A 16,768-nucleotide genomic window follows, 5' to 3' on the forward strand; every position below is an offset into this window, starting at 1 on the left:
CCGATGCGCCCACGTTCCCTGTCCCAGCTCCGCCGGCCCCGGCCCGCCATTCTGCCGTGGCCGGCCATCGGCGCGCTGGTCGTTCTCACGGTCGCCGCCTGCGGCACCGCGAGCTCGGGAAGCTCCCCAGCGGCCCCGCAGCCCAGTTCCACCGCCAGCGCGGCGGCCAGCCAGGGCGCGGGTATCCGACCGGCGGCCTCGGGGACCATCGCCGCCGTCTCGGCCACGAACGCACAGGTCCAGAACCCGGCCAACGGGCAGGTCACCGTCGACTGGACGGCCGCGACGAGGTTCTCCAGGACCGAGACCGTCACCGCCTCGGCCCTGGCCGTAGGCGACTGTGTCACCGCGGTCGGGGGCACCGCGTCCGGCGGCACGGGCACCGGCTTCACCGCGACCACCGTGACGCTCAGCATGCCGGTCAACGGCCGCTGTGCCGGCGGCCTCGGCGGGACCGCGGGCGGCTTTCGGGGGACCCGGCCCGGCGGTGCCACGGGCGGCGCAACGTCGCGCCCGAACCGGACATCGCCCGCCGGCACGGGCCGGTTCCAGACCGCGTTCGGCACGGTGACCTCGGTGTCCGGGTCGACGTTCGAGGTCAAGGGCGTGGCCCGCGCCCGGGCCGCGAACTCGACGGCCTCTCCCGCGCTGGCTACGACCACGACCGTCACAATCGGGTCGAGCACCACGCTCCAGCGGACGGAGGCGGCAACGCCGTCGGCACTGGTCGTCGGTGAATGTCTGACGGCGATCGGCAAGGCCGACGACACCGGTGCGGTGACCGCGACAGCGATCAGCGTCGCGCCCGCCGGCAGGCAGGGCTGCGCCACCGGCTTTGGCATGGGCCGCTTCGGCGGCGCGCAGGCCGGCGGCCAGACCGCGAACGGCGCCACCAATGGCTGACCTCGCCCGGCACCAGCCCGCCGCCTGGCTGGCCAGGCGGCGGGCGCGGCGTATTCGGGCCTGGGCCGCAGGCGGCGCGGCCGTCGTGGTGATCGTGGCCGCGCCGGCGGCCTACGCGGCCACGAGCTCGCCTGGCCCCAGCTACCGGACCGCCGTCGCCCTCCGGATGGCCGTCCACCAGACCCTCGACTCCACCGGCACGATCTCACCGGCCCTCCAGTCCACCGTCACGTTCCCGGTCTCCGGGAAAGTGGCGACGGTCGCGGTCTCGCTAGGACAGGAGGTGACAGCGGGCCAGACGTTGGCCACCCTCGACGACACGGCGCTGCGGGCCACGGTCGATCAGGACGCCGCGTCGCTGGCCGCCGACCGACGCACACTCGCCACGGACGAGGCCAGCCAGCAGGGCTCGACCGCATCGGTGACCAACGCCTCCTCCACCGGCGCCCGCGCGGGGACCGAGGCGGTCGTCCCGACGTCGAGCCGCGGCTCGACGTCCTCCAGCGGCGGGAACCCCCAGCTCGTCGCGGCGCGAGCCACCGTCGTCACCGACCAGAAGGCGCTGCTCGCAGCCCAGCAGGCGGCCGACCCCGACCTCACCACTGCCGCCGCCGACTTCAAGCAGGAGACGACATCCTGCGCCGCCTACCTCACCGCGTCGTCGGGCGGGGCGCCCGCGGCCGGCCCGACCGCCCCGTCGGGCAGCCCAACGCCCGCCACGGCCGCTACGCCGCGAACCTCTCCACCTGCGAACCCGTCGCCCGGTCCCACGACGGCGAACACCAGCTCGACCTGCTCGGCACTGCTGTCCACCGTGCTGACCGACCAGCAACGGGTCGCGACCGACCTGACGGCGGTCGGCCGGGAGGAGTCGACCCTCGGCGGCGCCATCAATGCCGTGGCCCAGCTGGTCTCGACCGGTTCCACCTCCTCGAGCGGAGGCGGCCCAGGGTCCAGCACCCCGACCGGGGGCAGCCCGGCCACCGGCGGTACGACCGGCGGCCAGGCTCGGGGAAGCTCGACCGGGACGATCGCTTCGCCGGCCCAGCTCGCGTCCGACCAAGCCGCCATCGACGCGGCGCAGGCCGACGTCACCCAGGCCGACGGGCAGCTCGCCCAGGCCGCCCTGGTCAGCCCGATCACCGGAACCGTCGGCTCGGTCGGGCTCGCGGTCGGCGCATCGGTCTCGGCGTCCTCGGGTGGTCCAGGCGCCTCCAATGCGGTCACCATCGTCGGCTCGGGAAGCTCGTACCTGGTCACCACGTCGATCCCCGACACCGATCTGGCAGCTGTGAAGGCCGGGCAGGCCGCGACGGTGACCGTCGACGGGCTGGCCACCAGCCTGCCGGGCAAGGTCGTCTCCATCGGCCTGCTGCCGACGACCAGTTCCAGCTCGTCAAGCGCCTCGTCGTCGGGGTCGGTCGGCTACCCGGTGACGATCGCCGTCGACCCGACCAGCCAGCACCTGTTCGCCGGCTCGGACGCCGACGTGTCCATCGTGGTCTCCCAGGCCGACGGGGCGGTCGCCGTGCCGAACTCCGCGCTGCACTCGCTCGGACCGGTCCATCTGGTCACCGTGCTGCGCGGCGGGAAAGCGACCAGCACGACCGTCCAGGTAGGAGCGGTCGGCGAGACGATGACGCAGATCACCGCCGGGGTGAAGGCCGGCGAGCAGGTCGTTCTCGCGAACCTGTCGACCCCGCTCCCGACTACCACCAGCGCCAGCAGCCTGCGGGGCCTCACCGGCGGCGGCGGTGGCTTCGGTGGTGGTGGCTTCGGTGGCGGTGGCTTCGGTGGCGGTGCCGGCTCCAGCGGAGCGCGCGGCTGAGTGCCACAAGGGCGCGCATCGGCGGTGGTGGCCGGCGGGAAACCCGGCGGCCACCGCCGCGGTGGAGCAGACCGCTGCCAGGATTTGCCAAGGAATCCGACCACGTCGTTGACCGGCACCCACGCGGTGATCGACGACGCTCGCGGTTCCGGCGTCGGCGCGGCGCTGCCCGGGTGGGGCCGAACGATCGGAGTTCTCATCGTCCTCTCCTGTTCGGTCACGACAATCAGACTTGTCACCGCCGACACGGAGGTTCGATGGTCCTTACGGGATGGCCGTTCATGTTCCTGTTGAGCATGACCGGCCTGATGTGCGCCGCGGGCACGTACCTGTCGTGGATGCGGTGGCCCGGTCGGTGGGCGCTGCCCGGGCGCGTGGCAAGCCTCCTGCTGGTCATGGCGTTTGGTGGAGTCCTCGCGCTGGCTCAGGTCAACCGCTCGTACGGCTTCTACACCTCGGTCTCGGATCTGGCCGGCCGCCCGCCCAGCACGCATAGCCTCGCCCTGCAAGCCCAGATCCATACCGGCGCCGACGTGGCGGTACTGACCCCGCACTGGGTGACGCTGGGTCGCCGCGACGGGCTGCGCGGTCACGGGATCATGCTCAACGTCCTGTACCCGGGAACGCGCAGCGGGTTGACCCACCACGGGCTGCTCTACCTGCCGGCGGCGTACTTCACGGGCAACACGGAGCGCCGGTTCGCCGCGGTGGAGGTTTTCCACGGCTACCCCGGCTCACCCGAGACCTTCCCCCGGCTGATGGACATCCAGACCCGGTTGGAGACCGAGATCGACGCCGGCCGGGTCCCGCCCGTGGTCCTGGTGATCCCGCAGGTCTACGCGGGCGGCCAGAGTTCCGAATGCGTCAACGCCGTCCACGGGGAGCAGTGGGAGACCTACCTGTCCGCCGACGTTCTCGACGACGTCACCAGGACCTTCCGCGTAGACGCGTCCCGTTCCTGGGCCACGCTGGGTATCTCGACCGGCGGGTTCTGCGCGGTGAATCTCGCGCTGCACCATCCCGAGCGCTACGCGGCGGCGGCCAGCCTGTCTGGCTACTTCACCGCCGGCGAGGACCCGGGAACGCCAAGCCTCTACCAGGGGCGGTTCGCCAGCCGGGAGAACTCGCCCCTCTGGTGGGTCCGCTACCGCGCTCCGGTCGCGACCCCGCTTTACCTGTCCGCGTCAGGCGGCGACCCCGAGGCCATGCAAGAGGCACGCGCGATGACAGCGACCCTGCGGCGCTACGCCCCGTCCCTTCCGACAACGACCGTGCTCGCTTCGTCCGGCGGGCACAACTGGGGCGTGTGGTCCGCGGCCTTCGGGCCGGCGATCGACTGGATCGCCCAGTACCTGCCCGGACCTCTGGTCGCACCTCCCGCAGAACTGACCTGAGCCGGCCGTGACCACGCCCCCGCCGAGGGCGGGCACAGACGGGCCCCACACGCGCTGCTCAGCGGAGCGCTGACCGGAGGCGCCCGGCCACCGCCGCGCCGGAAACACCGCCCCACGCGATCGGCGCGTCATGGTTACCGACCACCACGACCAGCGTCCGGCCGGGCTGCTCGGTGAAGCCTCGAAGTGCCGCCGTCAGTCGCGTCAGCGGGTTGCCGGGACCAGAAGTCCGGCGCTGCGCTCGGGCCGGGGCCACGAGCGTCTCACGCTCGACGCTATCGCTTCGCGCTCCCGGCCGGAGGCAGGCGCCGGCGGCCGTGGAGATACCGCGCCGACGCGCCGACCGTCGTTTCAGGCGTCGGGGTCGAGCCGATACCCGGCCCCGCGAACGGTGAGGATGGTCGACCGGCCGAACGGCCGGTCGACCTTGTCGCGCAGATAGCGCACGTACACGTCCACCACATTGGAACCACCGTCGTAGGAGAAATCCCAGACGTGTTCGATGAGGTGCGTGCGGCTGAGCGTCTGTCCGGGCCGGCGCATCAGCTCGTGCAGCAACGCGAACTCCTTCGCCGACAGCGCGATACGCGATCCTCCGCGGTGGACGGCATGGGTCGCCGGGTCGAGGACCAGATCACCGACTTGCAACTCGGTCGGGCGCTCCATCGGGTCGCGGCGGGCCAGCGCCCGGACCCGGGCGAGCAGTTCCTGCAGGTCGAACGGTTTGGTGAGGTAGTCGTCGGCGCCGGCGTCCAATCCGTTGATCTTGTCCTGGACGCCGTCGCGGGCGGTGAGCATGAGGACCGGTACCCAGCGGCCGCGTTCCCGGATCTGGCGGCAGACGTCGAACCCGTCGGGCGGCGGGATCATCGCGTCGAGAACCACCACGTCGTAGTCGGTCTCGGTGATGCTCCACACCGCGTCGGTACCGGTGTCGACGGTGTCGACGGCGTAGCCGGCCCGGTGAAGACCGCGGGTCAACATCGCGGCCATCGCGGTGTCGTCCTCGACAACCAGCAGCCTCATTCGCCCAGAATAGGTCCGGCTGTCCGACTGCCCGCGGCCGTGCGTGGCGCCCGCCGGCGCCCGCGGCGGCGCCGGCAGGCTGGGGGCCGTTGGCGTGGTCATGGCTGTCAGGATGGGCCTGGGCATATGAGAAGGTCGTGAAGTGTGAGGGTGGTGCGTTGCGGCTGATGCGGCGGTCGGTGCGCTCCCGGCTGCTGATGGCGTTCACCGCCGGCACCGTCCTCGTGCTGGTCCTGGGTTTGTCGGTGCTGTACGTCGCGCTGGCACGGCAGCTGAGCGGCGCGCTCGACGCCGACCTCGCCGGCCGCGGCGGCGACCTCACGGTCGATGTCCGGACCGGGGATTTCACCGCCGTGTCCCGCGACCCGATGGCGCAGGTGTTCGCCGCCGACGGCACAGTGGTGGCCGGATCGGCCGAGCTGGACGGCCGGCGGCTGCTGAACGGCGACGAGGTTCGCGCGGTCCACGACATCGTCCTGGTCAGCCGGGACCTGCCGCTGGGTTACCACGGCAAACCGCTACGAGTCCGGCTGTGGTCCCAACCGGTCGGCACGTCCGGGATGGTGCTGACCGTCGGCATCGCCGCGACGTCCGTGGACCGGGCCAGCGACCGACAGTTCGAGGCGCTGCTGCTGGCCGCACCGTTTCTGGTCGCGGCACTTGTCGTGCTGGGCTGGTTCCTGATCCGGGCCGCGCTTCGCCCCGTGGACGCGCTGACCCGCCAGGCGGCGGCGATCTCCCAGCTGGACAGCATCCAACGGCTTCCCGTCGTCCACGGCGACGACGAGATCGCGCGCCTCGCGGCGACGCTGGACAGCATGTTGGCCCGGCTCGCCGTCGCGTTCACCCGCGAACGCGCGTTCGTCGACGACGCCAGCCACGAGCTGCGGACCCCGGTCACGGTGCTGCGCGGCGAGATCGACCTGGCGCTCGCCGCGCTCGACGACCGCGGCGAGGTCGAACAGTCCCTGCTCGCCGCCCGTAGCCAGGTCGACCGGCTCACCCGGCTCGCCGAGGACCTGCTGCTGCTGGCCCGCGAACGGGCCGGCTCCCTGGTCGTGCAGCGCGAACCGGTCGACCTCACCGATCTCACCGCCGCCGAGGCGGCCACCCTCGGCCCGGTCACCGACCTGCGCATCGAGGTCCACGGCGAGCCCGTGGTCGTGGAAGCGGACCCTGACCGGCTGCGCCAGGTACTCACAAACCTCGCGGCCAACAGCGCCGCCGCCGGCGCCGCCACCGCCCGCGTCCAGATCGCCGCCGGCCGGGACACCGCGTCCGTCACCTGGGCCGACGACGGGCCAGGCTTCCCTCCCGACCTCGTGGACTCGGCCTTCGAGCGGTTCGTCCGCGGCGACGCCGCGCGCACCACCAGCGGCGCCGGGCTCGGCCTGTCCATCGTCCGGGCGATCGTGACCGCACACGGCGGGACCGTCGAGCTTCGCAACGACGCCTCCACCGGCGGCGCCGTCGTGACCATCGAGCTTCCCCCGGCCTAGCGCCCCTGGGCCTGCGGGTAGGGCGCCCGGCCGGGTGTGGTCTCCGGGGCGTTCGAGGGCGTGGGTGGGCGGCGCTGGGGGGCTGTTACGTTCGTCGGGTACAGCGGTCGGGCTGATCGGTCAGGCCTGATCGAGTGATGCACCGTCGGCGTGTCCGTCCTGCGGCTCCGGCCAAACGGCTGCGCTCCACCCAGGTGATCGGCTCTGGGCACGCCGTCGTGCAGAACGTTCGCCGCCGGCACTACGAACTCCGGTCGTCAACGGCGCCCCGCCCCGCCCCGGCCGGCTGCCCGGCAACGCCCACCCCTGAGCTTCCCCGGCTGCGAGGGCGACTCACTGCTCATGCTGCTGGACGCCCCTCGCGGGTGCGCATCCGCAGCAGGTCGACCTCGAACTCGGCGAAGGTGACGAGGATGTTGAAGAACATTCTGCCCATCGGGTCGGTCGGGTCGTAGACGGTGCCGCCGAGGGAGAGCCGGACGCCGCGGGCGACCAGGGAGTTGGCGAGGAGACCAGCCGCGCTGGCTCCCCGGAGACCGGCTGTCGGGACGGCATGACGCTGCCGCCGTTGTTGCCCGGCTTTGGAGGGCTGGTCTCACGCCGTAGGCTGGTCTGCGCTGGGCTGGCAGGGAGGAGTCTGCGCGGTGACCACGAGCACGTGACGGGTGGACTGCATGCCGGCGTGGCGCCGGACGGGTACGCGGCACCGCCCAGGCCCGTTCGGGCTGCGCGGCCGGGTGAGGGTGCCACGGCCGGCTCGGTGGACGGCCCGCGGTGGACGTTGCTGGATGCGACGTTGGAGCGGGTCACGTTCGCCAACGAGGAGACCGGCTACACCGTCGCCCGGGTCGACCCAGGCCGCGGCGGGGACCTCGTCACCGTCGTCGGGTCGCTGCTCGGCGCCCAGCCGGGAGAGTTCCTGCGGATGCGGGGCCGCTGGGGCAGCCATCCCCAGCACGGCCGGCAGTTCCAGGTCGAGGACTATACGACCGTCCTGCCCGCCACCGTGCAGGGCATCCGGCGCTATCTCGGCTCCGGGCTGATCAAAGGGGTCGGCCCGCGGCTCGCGGAGAACATCGTCGAGCACTTCGGCGCCGAGGCCCTGGAGGTCATCGACACCGAGCCCGCCCGGCTGATCGAGGTCCCCAAACTCGGCCCGAAACGCGTCAAGGCGATCACCGCCGCCTGGGAGGAACAGCGGTCGATCAAGGAAGTGATGGTCTTCCTGCAGAGCGTCGGCGTGTCCACCTCACTCGCCGTGAAGATCTACAAGAAGTATCAGGACGCCTCGGTCGACGTCGTCCGCCGCGAGCCCTACCGGCTCGCGAACGACGTGTGGGGCATCGGTTTCCGCACCGCGGACACCATCGCCCAGGCCGTCGGTATCCCCCACGACGCCCCCGAACGGATCAAAGCAGGCCTGCAGTACTGCCTGTCGGAGTCGACCAGCGACGGCCACTGCTACCTGCCCGAACAGCGGCTGCTCACCGACGCCGCGGCGATCCTCACCGTCGACCTCGCCGGCGTGATCGACGCCCTCGGCGACCTCGTCACCGAACAAGGCGTCGTCCGCGAGGAAATGCCCGGCGACGACCCGGAACAGCCAGTGATCGCCTACTACCTCGTGCCGTTCCACCGCGCCGAGGTGTCCCTCGCCAACCAGCTACGCCGGCTCCTGCACGCCGACGCTGACCGGCTCGCCGCGTTCGCGGCCGTGGACTGGGACGCGGCGCGCAGCTGGCTACACGCCCGGACAGGCGCCGAGCTCGCCCCGGCGCAGGACGAGGCGGTCCGCCTCGCGCTGACCCGCAAGGTCGCGGTCCTGACCGGCGGGCCAGGCTGCGGGAAGAGCTTCACGGTCCGGTCGATCGTCCAGATGGCCACGGCGAAACGCGTCAAGGTGCTGCTCGCCGCGCCGACCGGCCGCGCCGCCAAGAGGCTGACCGAGCTGACCGGCCACCCCGCGGCGACCGTGCACCGCCTCCTCGAGCTACGCCCCGGCGGCGACGCCGCCTACGACCGCGACCGCCCCCTGGACGCCGACCTCGTCGTCGTCGACGAAGCCTCCATGCTCGACCTGCTGCTGGCCAACAAACTCACCCGCGCGGTCGCGCCCGGCGCGCACCTGCTGCTCGTCGGCGACGTCGACCAGCTGCCGTCCGTCGGCGCCGGCCAGGTGCTGCGCGACCTGCTCTCCGACGGCACCCCCGTGCCCCACGTGCGGCTGACCCAGGTCTTCCGCCAGGCCGCCCAGTCCGGCGTCGTCACCAACGCCCACCGCATCAACGCCGGACAGTTCCCCCAGGTGACCGGACTGCCGGACTTCTTCCTGTTCGCCTGCGACGAAGCAGAAGACGCCGCAAAGGTGACCGTGGACGTGGTCGCCAACCGGATTCCCCGCCGGTTCGGCCTGGACCCGCGCGCCGACATCCAGGTCCTCACCCCGATGCACCGCGGCCACGCCGGCGCCGGCACCCTCAACAGCCTGCTCCAGGACGCCCTGTCCCCGCCGCGCCCCGGCACACCGGAACGACGGTTCGGCGGCCGGGTGTTCCGCGTCGGCGACAAGGTCAGCCAGATCCGCAACAACTACGACAAGGGCACGGCCGGCGTCTTCAACGGCACCCTCGGCGTCGTCACCGCCCTCGACCCGGTCGAACAGACCCTGACCGTCCGCACCGACGAAGGCGAAACCATCCCCTACGATTTCACCGAGCTCGACGAGCTCACCCACGCCTACGCGCTGACCATCCACCGCTCCCAAGGCAGCGAATACCCCGCCGTCGTCATCCCTGTGACGATGAGCGCCTGGATGATGCTGCAACGCAACCTGCTCTACACCGCCATCACCCGCGCCAAGAAACTCGTCGTCCTCGTCGGCTCGAAAAAGGCCATCGGCCGCGCCGTGCACACCGCGACCGCCGGCCGCCGCCACACCGGCCTCGCCCACCGCCTCCACACCAGCCCACCCCACCGCGACCCAGCCGACCGCCCACCCAACCCGCACTGAGCACCACGCACCCTGACGCTCCGCTTCCACGGCGGTCGGCCCGGCGGCAATCGGTACCTGGTTCTGGGCCCCGGTTCGGGGCCGGCCGCCGACGCCCCGGCCGGCCGGCCGGGACGAGCTGATCGCATATGGACCGCCGCTGTGTCTTCCCCTGCCGGAGTCAGCTCCAGAGGGTGGCGATGGGAGCAGCGACGATGTTGGCGCCGAGGGGGTAGATACGTCGCCCGGTATGCAGGACGACACCGGCGAGGAAGCGGTCGTCGAGCTCGTCGCATAGCCAGGCGAGGTGGCGGCCGGCGTCACGGCCAGGCGCGGCGTCGGCCTTGACCTCGAGGCCGATCACACGCCCGCCGCCCAGTTCGACGAGGATGTCCACCTCGTGGCGGCCGGCTTCCTGGCGCAGGTGGTGAAGGCGGGGCCGGCTGGAGCTGACCGGGACCTCCGCGCGCAGCTGCGCGACGACGAAGGTGTCGAGGATCCGCCCGAGAAGGTCGCCGTCGCGCAGGACGGCGGGGACGTCGACGCGCAGCGCGGCGCCGATGAGGCCGGGGTCGGTGAGGTAGCGCTTGGGAACCTGGACGAGCCTCTTGAGCCGGTTCGTCCACCACGACGGCAGGGAGTCGACGACCAGCAGGTTCCTGAACAGGCCCTCGTAGGCATCGGCGGTCTTTGCGTTGATCCTGGCGGCCTCGAAGACAGTCTTGTTGGTAACGATACCGGCCGAGTTCAGCGCCAGCACCTCGAAGAAACGGCGCAGCCGGTCGGGGTCGCGGGACTCCCCCAGCAGTTCGACGTCACGGGTGAGCAGCTGGTCGAGGTAGCTGTCCAGCCAGTCCTCGCGCCGGGCCGGCGACAGACGCAGCGCAGGTTCAGGGAAGCCGCTTCGCAACGCCAGCTCGATGTAGCCCACCAGGTCCGGAGGGTCATCCGGGGGCCGCAGCGAGTCCAGGCCACCGTCGACCACCCGGTCAAAGAACGTCGGGCCGTCGATCCGACCGGTGATCTCACGCATCGCCAGGCCCGCCATGGCCAGCCGGACGAGCCGGCCGGTGCCGGGCCAGCTCTGCGCCTGCAGGTCCGCGCGAACGGAACCAGCAACCAGGAACCGCCCAGGGCTGGGATCGACGTCGACCGCACGTTTGATCGCGCCCAGCACATCGGGAACCACCTGCCACTCGTCGAGCAGCACCGGCTCAGGGAACTGACGCAACGCCGCGTCCGGGTCCGCCCGGAAGGCCACGGCCTCACCAGGCTCGTCGAGGCGCACCACGGTCCGCGCGTGCCGCGCCGCCGTCGTCGTCTTCCCCGTCGCCCGAGGCCCTACAAGAAGCACCGCGGGCAGTTCGGAGAGCATCTCGGCGATCCGGCCATCCACCAGCCTCGGCAGGTAAGAACCATGCACAACCACCGCGGGCCAGCCCCTCACGACGTCAGCTCACGAGGCCGACTACCAGTCTCACGCGTCGGCAAGCACCAGTCTGACGCGTATCAGAGTACCACTCTCACGCACTGCGGAGTACCGGTCGGACACATGGCGATCTCCAGACCCTGTACCTAGCCCAGGCCGACGAGTCCACCCTGGTTCCTGCGGTGCCCCCAGCTCGGGTTTCTCCCACGCGAGACGCAGAACCAGCTCGCGGATCTCCCGGCGGACCGGTGGCCGCCCGGGCGAGGCCCGCCGACAGGTCCACCCACGGGCGAGGAGCTTACGGTGCCACCGCAACACCGTGGCCGGAGTGACAAGGAACGAACCCCACCGAGCCCGGGGCAGCAGCCGGGACAACGCCTCTCAACGGCTCGTCCGCCGGGCGACAGCGCGGTCGCCGGTGAGCCGGGCGGCGACCAGGTCGGCGGTCTCCGCGACGAGGCCGACGATCCTGTCCCGAGTGGCGGCTGTGACCTCCGCCGCGGGGTAGGTGACGGCGACGGAGGCAGCGGGCCGTCCGTCGGGGGTGAGCACGGGTACCGCCACGGAAGCAAAACCGGGTGTGACCTCACCGTCCTCCTCCGCGTGACCACGTCGGCGCACGTCAGCGAGCACCCGCCGTAGAGCGGACAGAGACCGTGGCCCCACGTCGTGGCGCAGCACGAAGGCGTCCCGGTCGGGGAACAGCGCCCGCACCTGGGCCGCGGGCAGGGCCGCGAGCATGGCACGGCCGCTTGCGGTGAGGTGGGCGGGGAGCCGGACCCCGACATCGGTGATGAGCGGAGGGCGTCGTGGCGCCCGCTCTTCGATGACATAGACGACCTCCCGCCCGTGCAGCACCGCCAGGTGGGCCGTGTGCCCCGCCCGGTCGACGAGGTTGGCCACCGGGACTCGGGCAAAGCGCTGAAGCGGAGCCTGCCGCGAGTAACCGCTTCCGAGCTCGTAGGCGCTCAGCCCCAGGCTGTATCGACGTTCGTCAGGAAGGTGCACGACGAATCCCTCAGCCATCAGCGTGGCGAGCAGATGGTAGGTGGTGGAGCGCGGGAGGTTCAGGTCCCGGCTGATCGTGGCGGCGGCCACCGGCTGGGGCTGGCGGCTCAGGTGGCGCAGGATCGCGAGCACCTGCGCCGCGGCCGGGACGTTGCTCACCTCGCGCCCGAATGCCGACTGTCTGGGATCACAGACACATTGTGCTCCGCGGGTATGGCGCCCTGGGGGCAGGAGCGGGTGGACTCGTGGTGTGGAGGACGTAACTGTCGGAGTGGCGGGGCTGACCCAGGACGACGTCGTGTCCGTGGCCCGCGGCGACGCCCGGGTCCAGCTCTCGGCCGAGGCGCTCGAGGCGATCGCCGCGGGCCGCGCGGTGATCGATGCCCTGGCCGCCGATGCCGAACCCCACTATGGCGTCTCCACCGGCTTCGGCGCGCTGGCGACCCGGCCCATCCCGGTGGGGTCGCGAGCCCAGCTGCAACGCAGCCTGGTCCGCTCGCACGCCGCAGGCTCGGGACCCGAGGTCGAGCGGGAGGTCGTCCGGGCGATGATGCTGCTGCGCCTGTCCACCCTGGCCACGGGCCGGACCGGCGTCCGCCCGTCGGTGGCGCGGACCTACGCGGACCTCCTCAACGCCGGCATCACGCCCGTCGTCCGCGAGTACGGCTCGCTCGGCTGCTCCGGGGACCTCGCACCGCTCGCGCACTGCGCTCTGGCGGCGGTCGGCGAGGGCGAGGTTCGCGACGCCGGCGGTGCGCTGGTCCCCGCCGCCGCCGCGCTCGCGGCAACCGGGATCGAGCCATTGGTGCTGCGGGAGAAGGAGGGCCTCGCCCTCATCAACGGCACCGACGGGATGCTCGGCATGTTGGCCCTGGCCTGCCACGACCTCACCCTCCTGCTGCGCGCCGCGGACATCTCCGCGGCGATGAGCATCGAGGCGCTGCTCGGGACCGATGCCGCGTTCGTCCCCGAACTGCAGGCGCTTCGACCGCACCCGGGGCAGGCGGCGAGCGCCGAGAACCTCCGCGCCCTGTTGTCCGGGTCGCCGATCATGGCCAGCCACCGGAGCCCGGACTGCGCCCAGGTTCAGGACGCCTACTCGCTGCGGTGCACTCCGCAGGTGCACGGCGCGGCCCGGGACACCGTGACCCACGCGCGCCTCGTCGCCTCCCGCGAGCTCGCCAGCGCCGTCGACAACCCCGTGCTCACGCCTGACGGCCGCCTGAAGAGCAACGGGAACTTCCACGGAGCGCCCGTGGCCTACGTCCTGGACTTCCTCGCCATCGTCACCGCAGATGTCGCGTCGATGTCCGAGCGCAGGACCGATCGCCTGCTCGATGTGCATCGCAGCCAGGGCCTTCCGGCGTTCCTTGCCGACGATCCCGGCGTCGACTCCGGACTGATGATCGCCCAGTACACCCAGGCCGGCATCGTCTGCGAGCTGAGGCGACTGGCCACGCCGGCCTCGGTCGACTCGATCCCCTCGAGTGCTCTGCAGGAGGACCACGTCTCGATGGGGTGGTCGGCCGCGCGCAAGCTGCGCCGTTCACTCGACGGCCTGACCCGAGTGGTCGCCATCGAGATCCTGACGGCCGCTCGGGCGCTCGATCTGCGCGCCCCGCTGGCTCCCGCCGCCGGAACCGGGGCTGTCCGCGGCCTCGTGCGGACCGTCGTCGGAGGGCCTGGACCGGACCGCTACCTGTCTCCCGAGATCGAGGCTGTCGTGGGGCTGGTGGCGTCCGGAAGTGCCCTGACCGCGGCCGATGCCGCCTGCGGCCCGCTCATCTGAACCTCGTCTCACCTGAGCCTCGTCCGCTGACCCCCGCCGTCCGGCCCGTCACCCAGAGGAGCCCCCGATGTCAGGCCCCCGCCCCGTGCGGTCCCCCCGCGGCACCACGCTGACCGCCCGGTCCTGGCAGACCGAGGCGCCCCTGCGGATGCTGCAGAACAACCTCGACCCCGAGGTCGCGGAGCGACCCGACGATCTCGTCGTCTATGGCGGCACCGGAAGGGCCGCGCGAAGCTGGGACGCCTTCGACGCCATGATCCGGACGCTGACGACGCTGCGCGAGGACGAGACGATGCTCGTCCAGTCGGGCAAGCCGGTGGGCGTGCTGCGGACCCACGAGTGGGCCCCGCGAGTGCTGATCGCCAACTCCAACCTCGTGGGCGACTGGTCCACCTGGCCGGAGTTCCGGCGGTTGGAGGCGCTGGGGCTCACCATGTACGGGCAGATGACGGCGGGATCCTGGATGTACATCGGGACCCAGGGCATCCTGCAGGGCACCTACGAGACGTTTGCCGCCGTGGCCGACAAGCGGTTCGGCGGGACCCTCGCCGGGACGCTCACCCTCACCGGTGGCTGCGGCGGGATGGGCGGCGCGCAGCCGCTGGCGGTCACCCTCAACGGCGGGGTCTGCCTCATCGTCGACGTCGACCGCTCGCGGCTCCAGCGCCGGGCGGAGCACCGTTACCTCGACGAGGTCGCGCCGGACCTCGACACCGCCATCGCCACTGTCCTGCGGGCGAAGGCGGACCGCCGGGCGTTGTCCGTAGGGGTCACCGGCAACTGCGCCGAGGTCTTCCCGGAACTGCTGCGCCACGGGGTCGCCGTCGACATCGTCACCGACCAGACCAGCGCGCACGACCCGCTCGCCTACCTCCCCGAGGGCGTCGCCGTCGAGGACTGGCACGACCTCGCCGAGCGCAAGCCCGAGGAGTTCACCGACCGGGCCCGCGCCTCCATGGCCAAGCACGTGCAGGCGATGGTCGAGTTCGCCGACGCGGGCGCGGAGGTGTTCGACTACGGCAACTCGATCCGGGACGAGGCCCGCCTCGGCGGGTACTCGCGGGCCTTCGAGTTCCCCGGCTTCGTGCCCGCCTACATCCGGCCGCTGTTCTGCGAGGGCAAGGGACCGTTCCGCTGGGTGGCGCTGTCCGGCGACCCGGCCGACATCCACGCCACCGACGAGGCCGTCCTGAAGCTCTTCCCCGACGACGACCGGCTCCAGCGATGGATGCGGGGAGCGCGGGAGCGCATCGCCTTCCAGGGACTCCCGGCCCGCATCTGCTGGCTCGGCTACGGCGAGCGCGATCGCGCCGGGGCGAGGTTCAACGAGATGGTGGCCTCCGGCGAGCTCACGGCCCCCATCGTGATCGGCCGCGACCACCTCGACACCGGCTCGGTCGCCTCCCCGTACCGCGAGACCGAGTCGATGCTCGACGGCTCGGACGCCATCGCCGACTGGCCGCTGCTCAACGCGCTGGTGAACACCTCGTCGGGAGCCAGCTGGGTCTCGATCCACCACGGCGGCGGGGTCGGCATCGGCCGGTCCCTGCACGCCGGCCAGGTCTCGGTGGCCGATGGCACGGAGCTGGCCCGGCAGAAGCTCGAGCGGGTCCTGACCAACGACCCCGGGACGGGCATCCTCCGCCACGCCGACGCCGGTTACGGCAGAGCCGACGACGTCGCCCGCGCCGCCGGCGTGCGGATACCCATGCGGGAGGGCGAGTGACCTTCGAGGCCATGTGGGGTGACCTCGGACCGGTCGGTCGCGCGGCCGCCACCGGCGGGTACCGGAGGTTCGCCTGGACGTCCGAGGACAGCACGCTGCGGCACTGGTTCACCGGAGAGGCCACGTCCCGCGGTCTCGACGTCGTCACCGACCGCGCCGGCAACGTGTGGGCCTGGTGGGGAAACCCCGACGCCGGGACCCCGGGGGTCGTCGTCGGTTCCCATCTCGACTCTGTGCCCGACGGCGGCGCGTTCGACGGGCCGCTCGGCGTGGTATCCGCCTTCGCCGCCGTGGACCAGCTGCGGGCCAGCGATTTCCGACCGGCGGTACCGCTGGGTATCGTCTGCTTCTCCGACGAGGAAGGCGCCCGGTTCGGGATCGCCTGCGCCGGCTCGCGCCTCATCACCGGAGCCCTTCCCGCCGACCGGGCCCGCGCGTTGCGCGACGGCGACGGCATCACGCTGGCCGAGGCGATGGCTCGCGGCGGCCACGACCCGCGCCACGTCGGACCGGACCCGGAAACGCTGCGGCGCATCGGGATGTTCGTCGAGCTGCATGTCGAGCAGGGCCGCGGCCTCGCCGGTCTCGGCCGCCCGGTGGCGGTGGGCTCGTCCATCTGGCCGCATGGCCGGTGGCGCCTGGATCTGGAGGGTGAGGCCAACCACGCCGGCACTACCCGGCTCGCCGACCGTCGGGACCCGATGCTCGACCTCGCACACGTCGTCACGGCCGCGCGGGCATCGGCCGGCATCGTGGGGTGCGTGGCCACCGTCGGGAAGGTGCGGGTGATCCCGAACGGGGTCAACGCGATCCCGTCCCGGGTCACCGCGTGGCTCGACGCCCGCGGCCCGGTGGAGCACGACGTTCGTTCCGTCGTCAACGCCGTCGCGACAGCCGCGGGCCGCGATCCGGTCGAGGAGTCCTTCACGGCCGCGACGGATTTCGATGCCGCGCTGGTCGGACGGGTGGCGAAACTGCTCGGCGACGCCCCTGTGTTGGGCACCGGCGCCGGTCACGACGCCGGAATCCTGGCCCAGGCGGGAATCCCCACAGCGATGTTGTTCGTGCGCAACCCCACCGGCGTCTCCCACTCCCCGGCCGAGTATGCCGAGACCGCCGACTGCCTCGCGGGGGTCGACGCTCTGGCGCGGGTCCTCGAGGACGTGGCCGGCTGAGG

Annotated in this window: 12 protein-coding genes and 1 pseudogene; 9 read left to right on the forward strand and 4 right to left on the reverse strand. The window is 72.2% G+C overall.

Annotated elements, in window-relative coordinates:
• Positions 1-3: 3 nt before the first annotated feature.
• The 3 genes from FRADC12_RS00655 to FRADC12_RS00665 all read left to right on the forward strand — a co-directional run bounded on the left by FRADC12_RS00655 (position 4) and on the right by FRADC12_RS00665 (position 4,125).
• Entirely contained in the window at positions 4-903 is a 900-nt protein-coding gene (locus tag FRADC12_RS00655; RefSeq protein WP_045875156.1) for a DUF5666 domain-containing protein, read from the forward strand.
• Positions 896-2,731 (forward strand): RND family efflux transporter, encoded by a 1,836-nt coding sequence (locus FRADC12_RS00660; RefSeq protein ID WP_045875157.1) that lies wholly within the window; start codon positions 896-898, stop codon positions 2,729-2,731. The genes FRADC12_RS00655 and FRADC12_RS00660 overlap by 8 nt, the downstream gene beginning before the upstream one ends.
• A 257-nt stretch (positions 2,732-2,988) precedes the next feature.
• The gene (locus tag FRADC12_RS00665; RefSeq protein ID WP_084010375.1) at positions 2,989-4,125 is read left to right on the forward strand and encodes an alpha/beta hydrolase; all 1,137 of its coding nucleotides are present in this window, start codon (positions 2,989-2,991) and stop codon (positions 4,123-4,125) included.
• A 351-nt stretch (positions 4,126-4,476) separates the two neighbouring features.
• Here FRADC12_RS00665 and FRADC12_RS00670 read toward each other — a convergent pair whose 3' ends face one another.
• Entirely contained in the window at positions 4,477-5,151 is a 675-nt protein-coding gene (locus FRADC12_RS00670) for a response regulator transcription factor (RefSeq protein ID WP_045875158.1), read from the reverse strand.
• A 137-nt stretch (positions 5,152-5,288) separates the two neighbouring features.
• On the opposite strand from FRADC12_RS00670, the gene FRADC12_RS00675 reads away from it, so the two are divergent.
• Positions 5,289-6,650: a sensor histidine kinase gene (locus FRADC12_RS00675; RefSeq protein ID WP_198152744.1), complete on the forward strand. Its 1,362-nt coding sequence runs from the start codon at positions 5,289-5,291 to the stop codon at positions 6,648-6,650.
• Positions 6,651-6,903: 253 nt separating this feature from the next.
• Positions 6,904-7,040 (forward strand): annotated as a pseudogene (locus tag FRADC12_RS34705) (cysteine desulfurase NifS); the annotation flags it as partial.
• Here the strand turns inward: FRADC12_RS34705 and FRADC12_RS28975 are convergent.
• Positions 6,991-7,146, reverse strand: coding sequence for a recombinase family protein (locus tag FRADC12_RS28975; RefSeq protein WP_084010376.1), 156 nt, complete (start codon positions 7,144-7,146; stop codon positions 6,991-6,993). The pseudogene FRADC12_RS34705 and the gene FRADC12_RS28975 sit on opposite strands and share 50 nt — an antisense overlap.
• Before the next feature lie 264 nt (positions 7,147-7,410).
• Between FRADC12_RS28975 and recD2 the strand changes: the two genes are divergently transcribed.
• Complete coding sequence (recD2, locus tag FRADC12_RS00680; protein WP_045875160.1) at positions 7,411-9,660, forward strand: SF1B family DNA helicase RecD2; 2,250 nt, start codon at positions 7,411-7,413, stop codon at positions 9,658-9,660.
• A 160-nt stretch (positions 9,661-9,820) separates the two neighbouring features.
• Here the strand turns inward: recD2 and FRADC12_RS00685 are convergent, their stop codons facing one another.
• Both FRADC12_RS00685 and FRADC12_RS00690 read right to left on the reverse strand, forming a co-directional pair.
• Complete coding sequence (locus tag FRADC12_RS00685; protein WP_232303514.1) at positions 9,821-11,068, reverse strand: ATP-binding protein; 1,248 nt, start codon at positions 11,066-11,068, stop codon at positions 9,821-9,823.
• 381 nt (positions 11,069-11,449) lie between these two features.
• Positions 11,450-12,235, reverse strand: a complete 786-nt coding sequence (locus FRADC12_RS00690) for an IclR family transcriptional regulator (protein WP_045875161.1) — start codon at positions 12,233-12,235, stop codon at positions 11,450-11,452.
• Between the two features lie 91 nt (positions 12,236-12,326).
• Between FRADC12_RS00690 and hutH the strand changes: the two genes are divergently transcribed.
• The 3 genes from hutH (at position 12,327) to FRADC12_RS00705 (ending at position 16,766) form a co-directional block, all read left to right on the forward strand.
• Positions 12,327-13,865: a histidine ammonia-lyase gene (gene hutH / locus FRADC12_RS00695; protein WP_045875162.1), complete on the forward strand. Its 1,539-nt coding sequence runs from the start codon at positions 12,327-12,329 to the stop codon at positions 13,863-13,865.
• A gap of 67 nt (positions 13,866-13,932) precedes the next feature.
• A complete protein-coding gene (gene hutU / locus FRADC12_RS00700; protein WP_045875163.1) occupies positions 13,933-15,591 on the forward strand; it encodes a urocanate hydratase in 1,659 nt (552 codons plus the stop codon).
• A complete protein-coding gene (locus tag FRADC12_RS00705) occupies positions 15,588-16,766 on the forward strand; it encodes an allantoate amidohydrolase (protein ID WP_198152745.1) in 1,179 nt (392 codons plus the stop codon). Before hutU ends, FRADC12_RS00705 begins: the two co-directional genes overlap by 4 nt.
• The last annotated feature ends 2 nt before the right edge of the window (positions 16,767-16,768 follow it).

The sequence above is a fragment of the Pseudofrankia sp. DC12 genome (assembly GCF_000966285.1).
Classification (GTDB): domain Bacteria; phylum Actinomycetota; class Actinomycetes; order Frankiales; family Frankiaceae; genus Pseudofrankia.

Coding starts and splice junctions, on each gene's coding strand:
- FRADC12_RS00655 (WP_045875156.1), top strand. CDS start 4: ATGCGCCCACGTTCCCTGTCCCAGCTCCGCCGGCCCCGGCCCGCCATT.
- FRADC12_RS00660 (WP_045875157.1), top strand. CDS start 896: ATGGCTGACCTCGCCCGGCACCAGCCCGCCGCCTGGCTGGCCAGGCGG.
- FRADC12_RS00665 (WP_084010375.1), top strand. CDS start 2,989: ATGGTCCTTACGGGATGGCCGTTCATGTTCCTGTTGAGCATGACCGGC.
- FRADC12_RS00670 (WP_045875158.1), bottom strand. CDS start 5,151: ATGAGGCTGCTGGTTGTCGAGGACGACACCGCGATGGCCGCGATGTTG.
- hutU (WP_045875163.1), top strand. CDS start 13,933: ATGTCAGGCCCCCGCCCCGTGCGGTCCCCCCGCGGCACCACGCTGACC.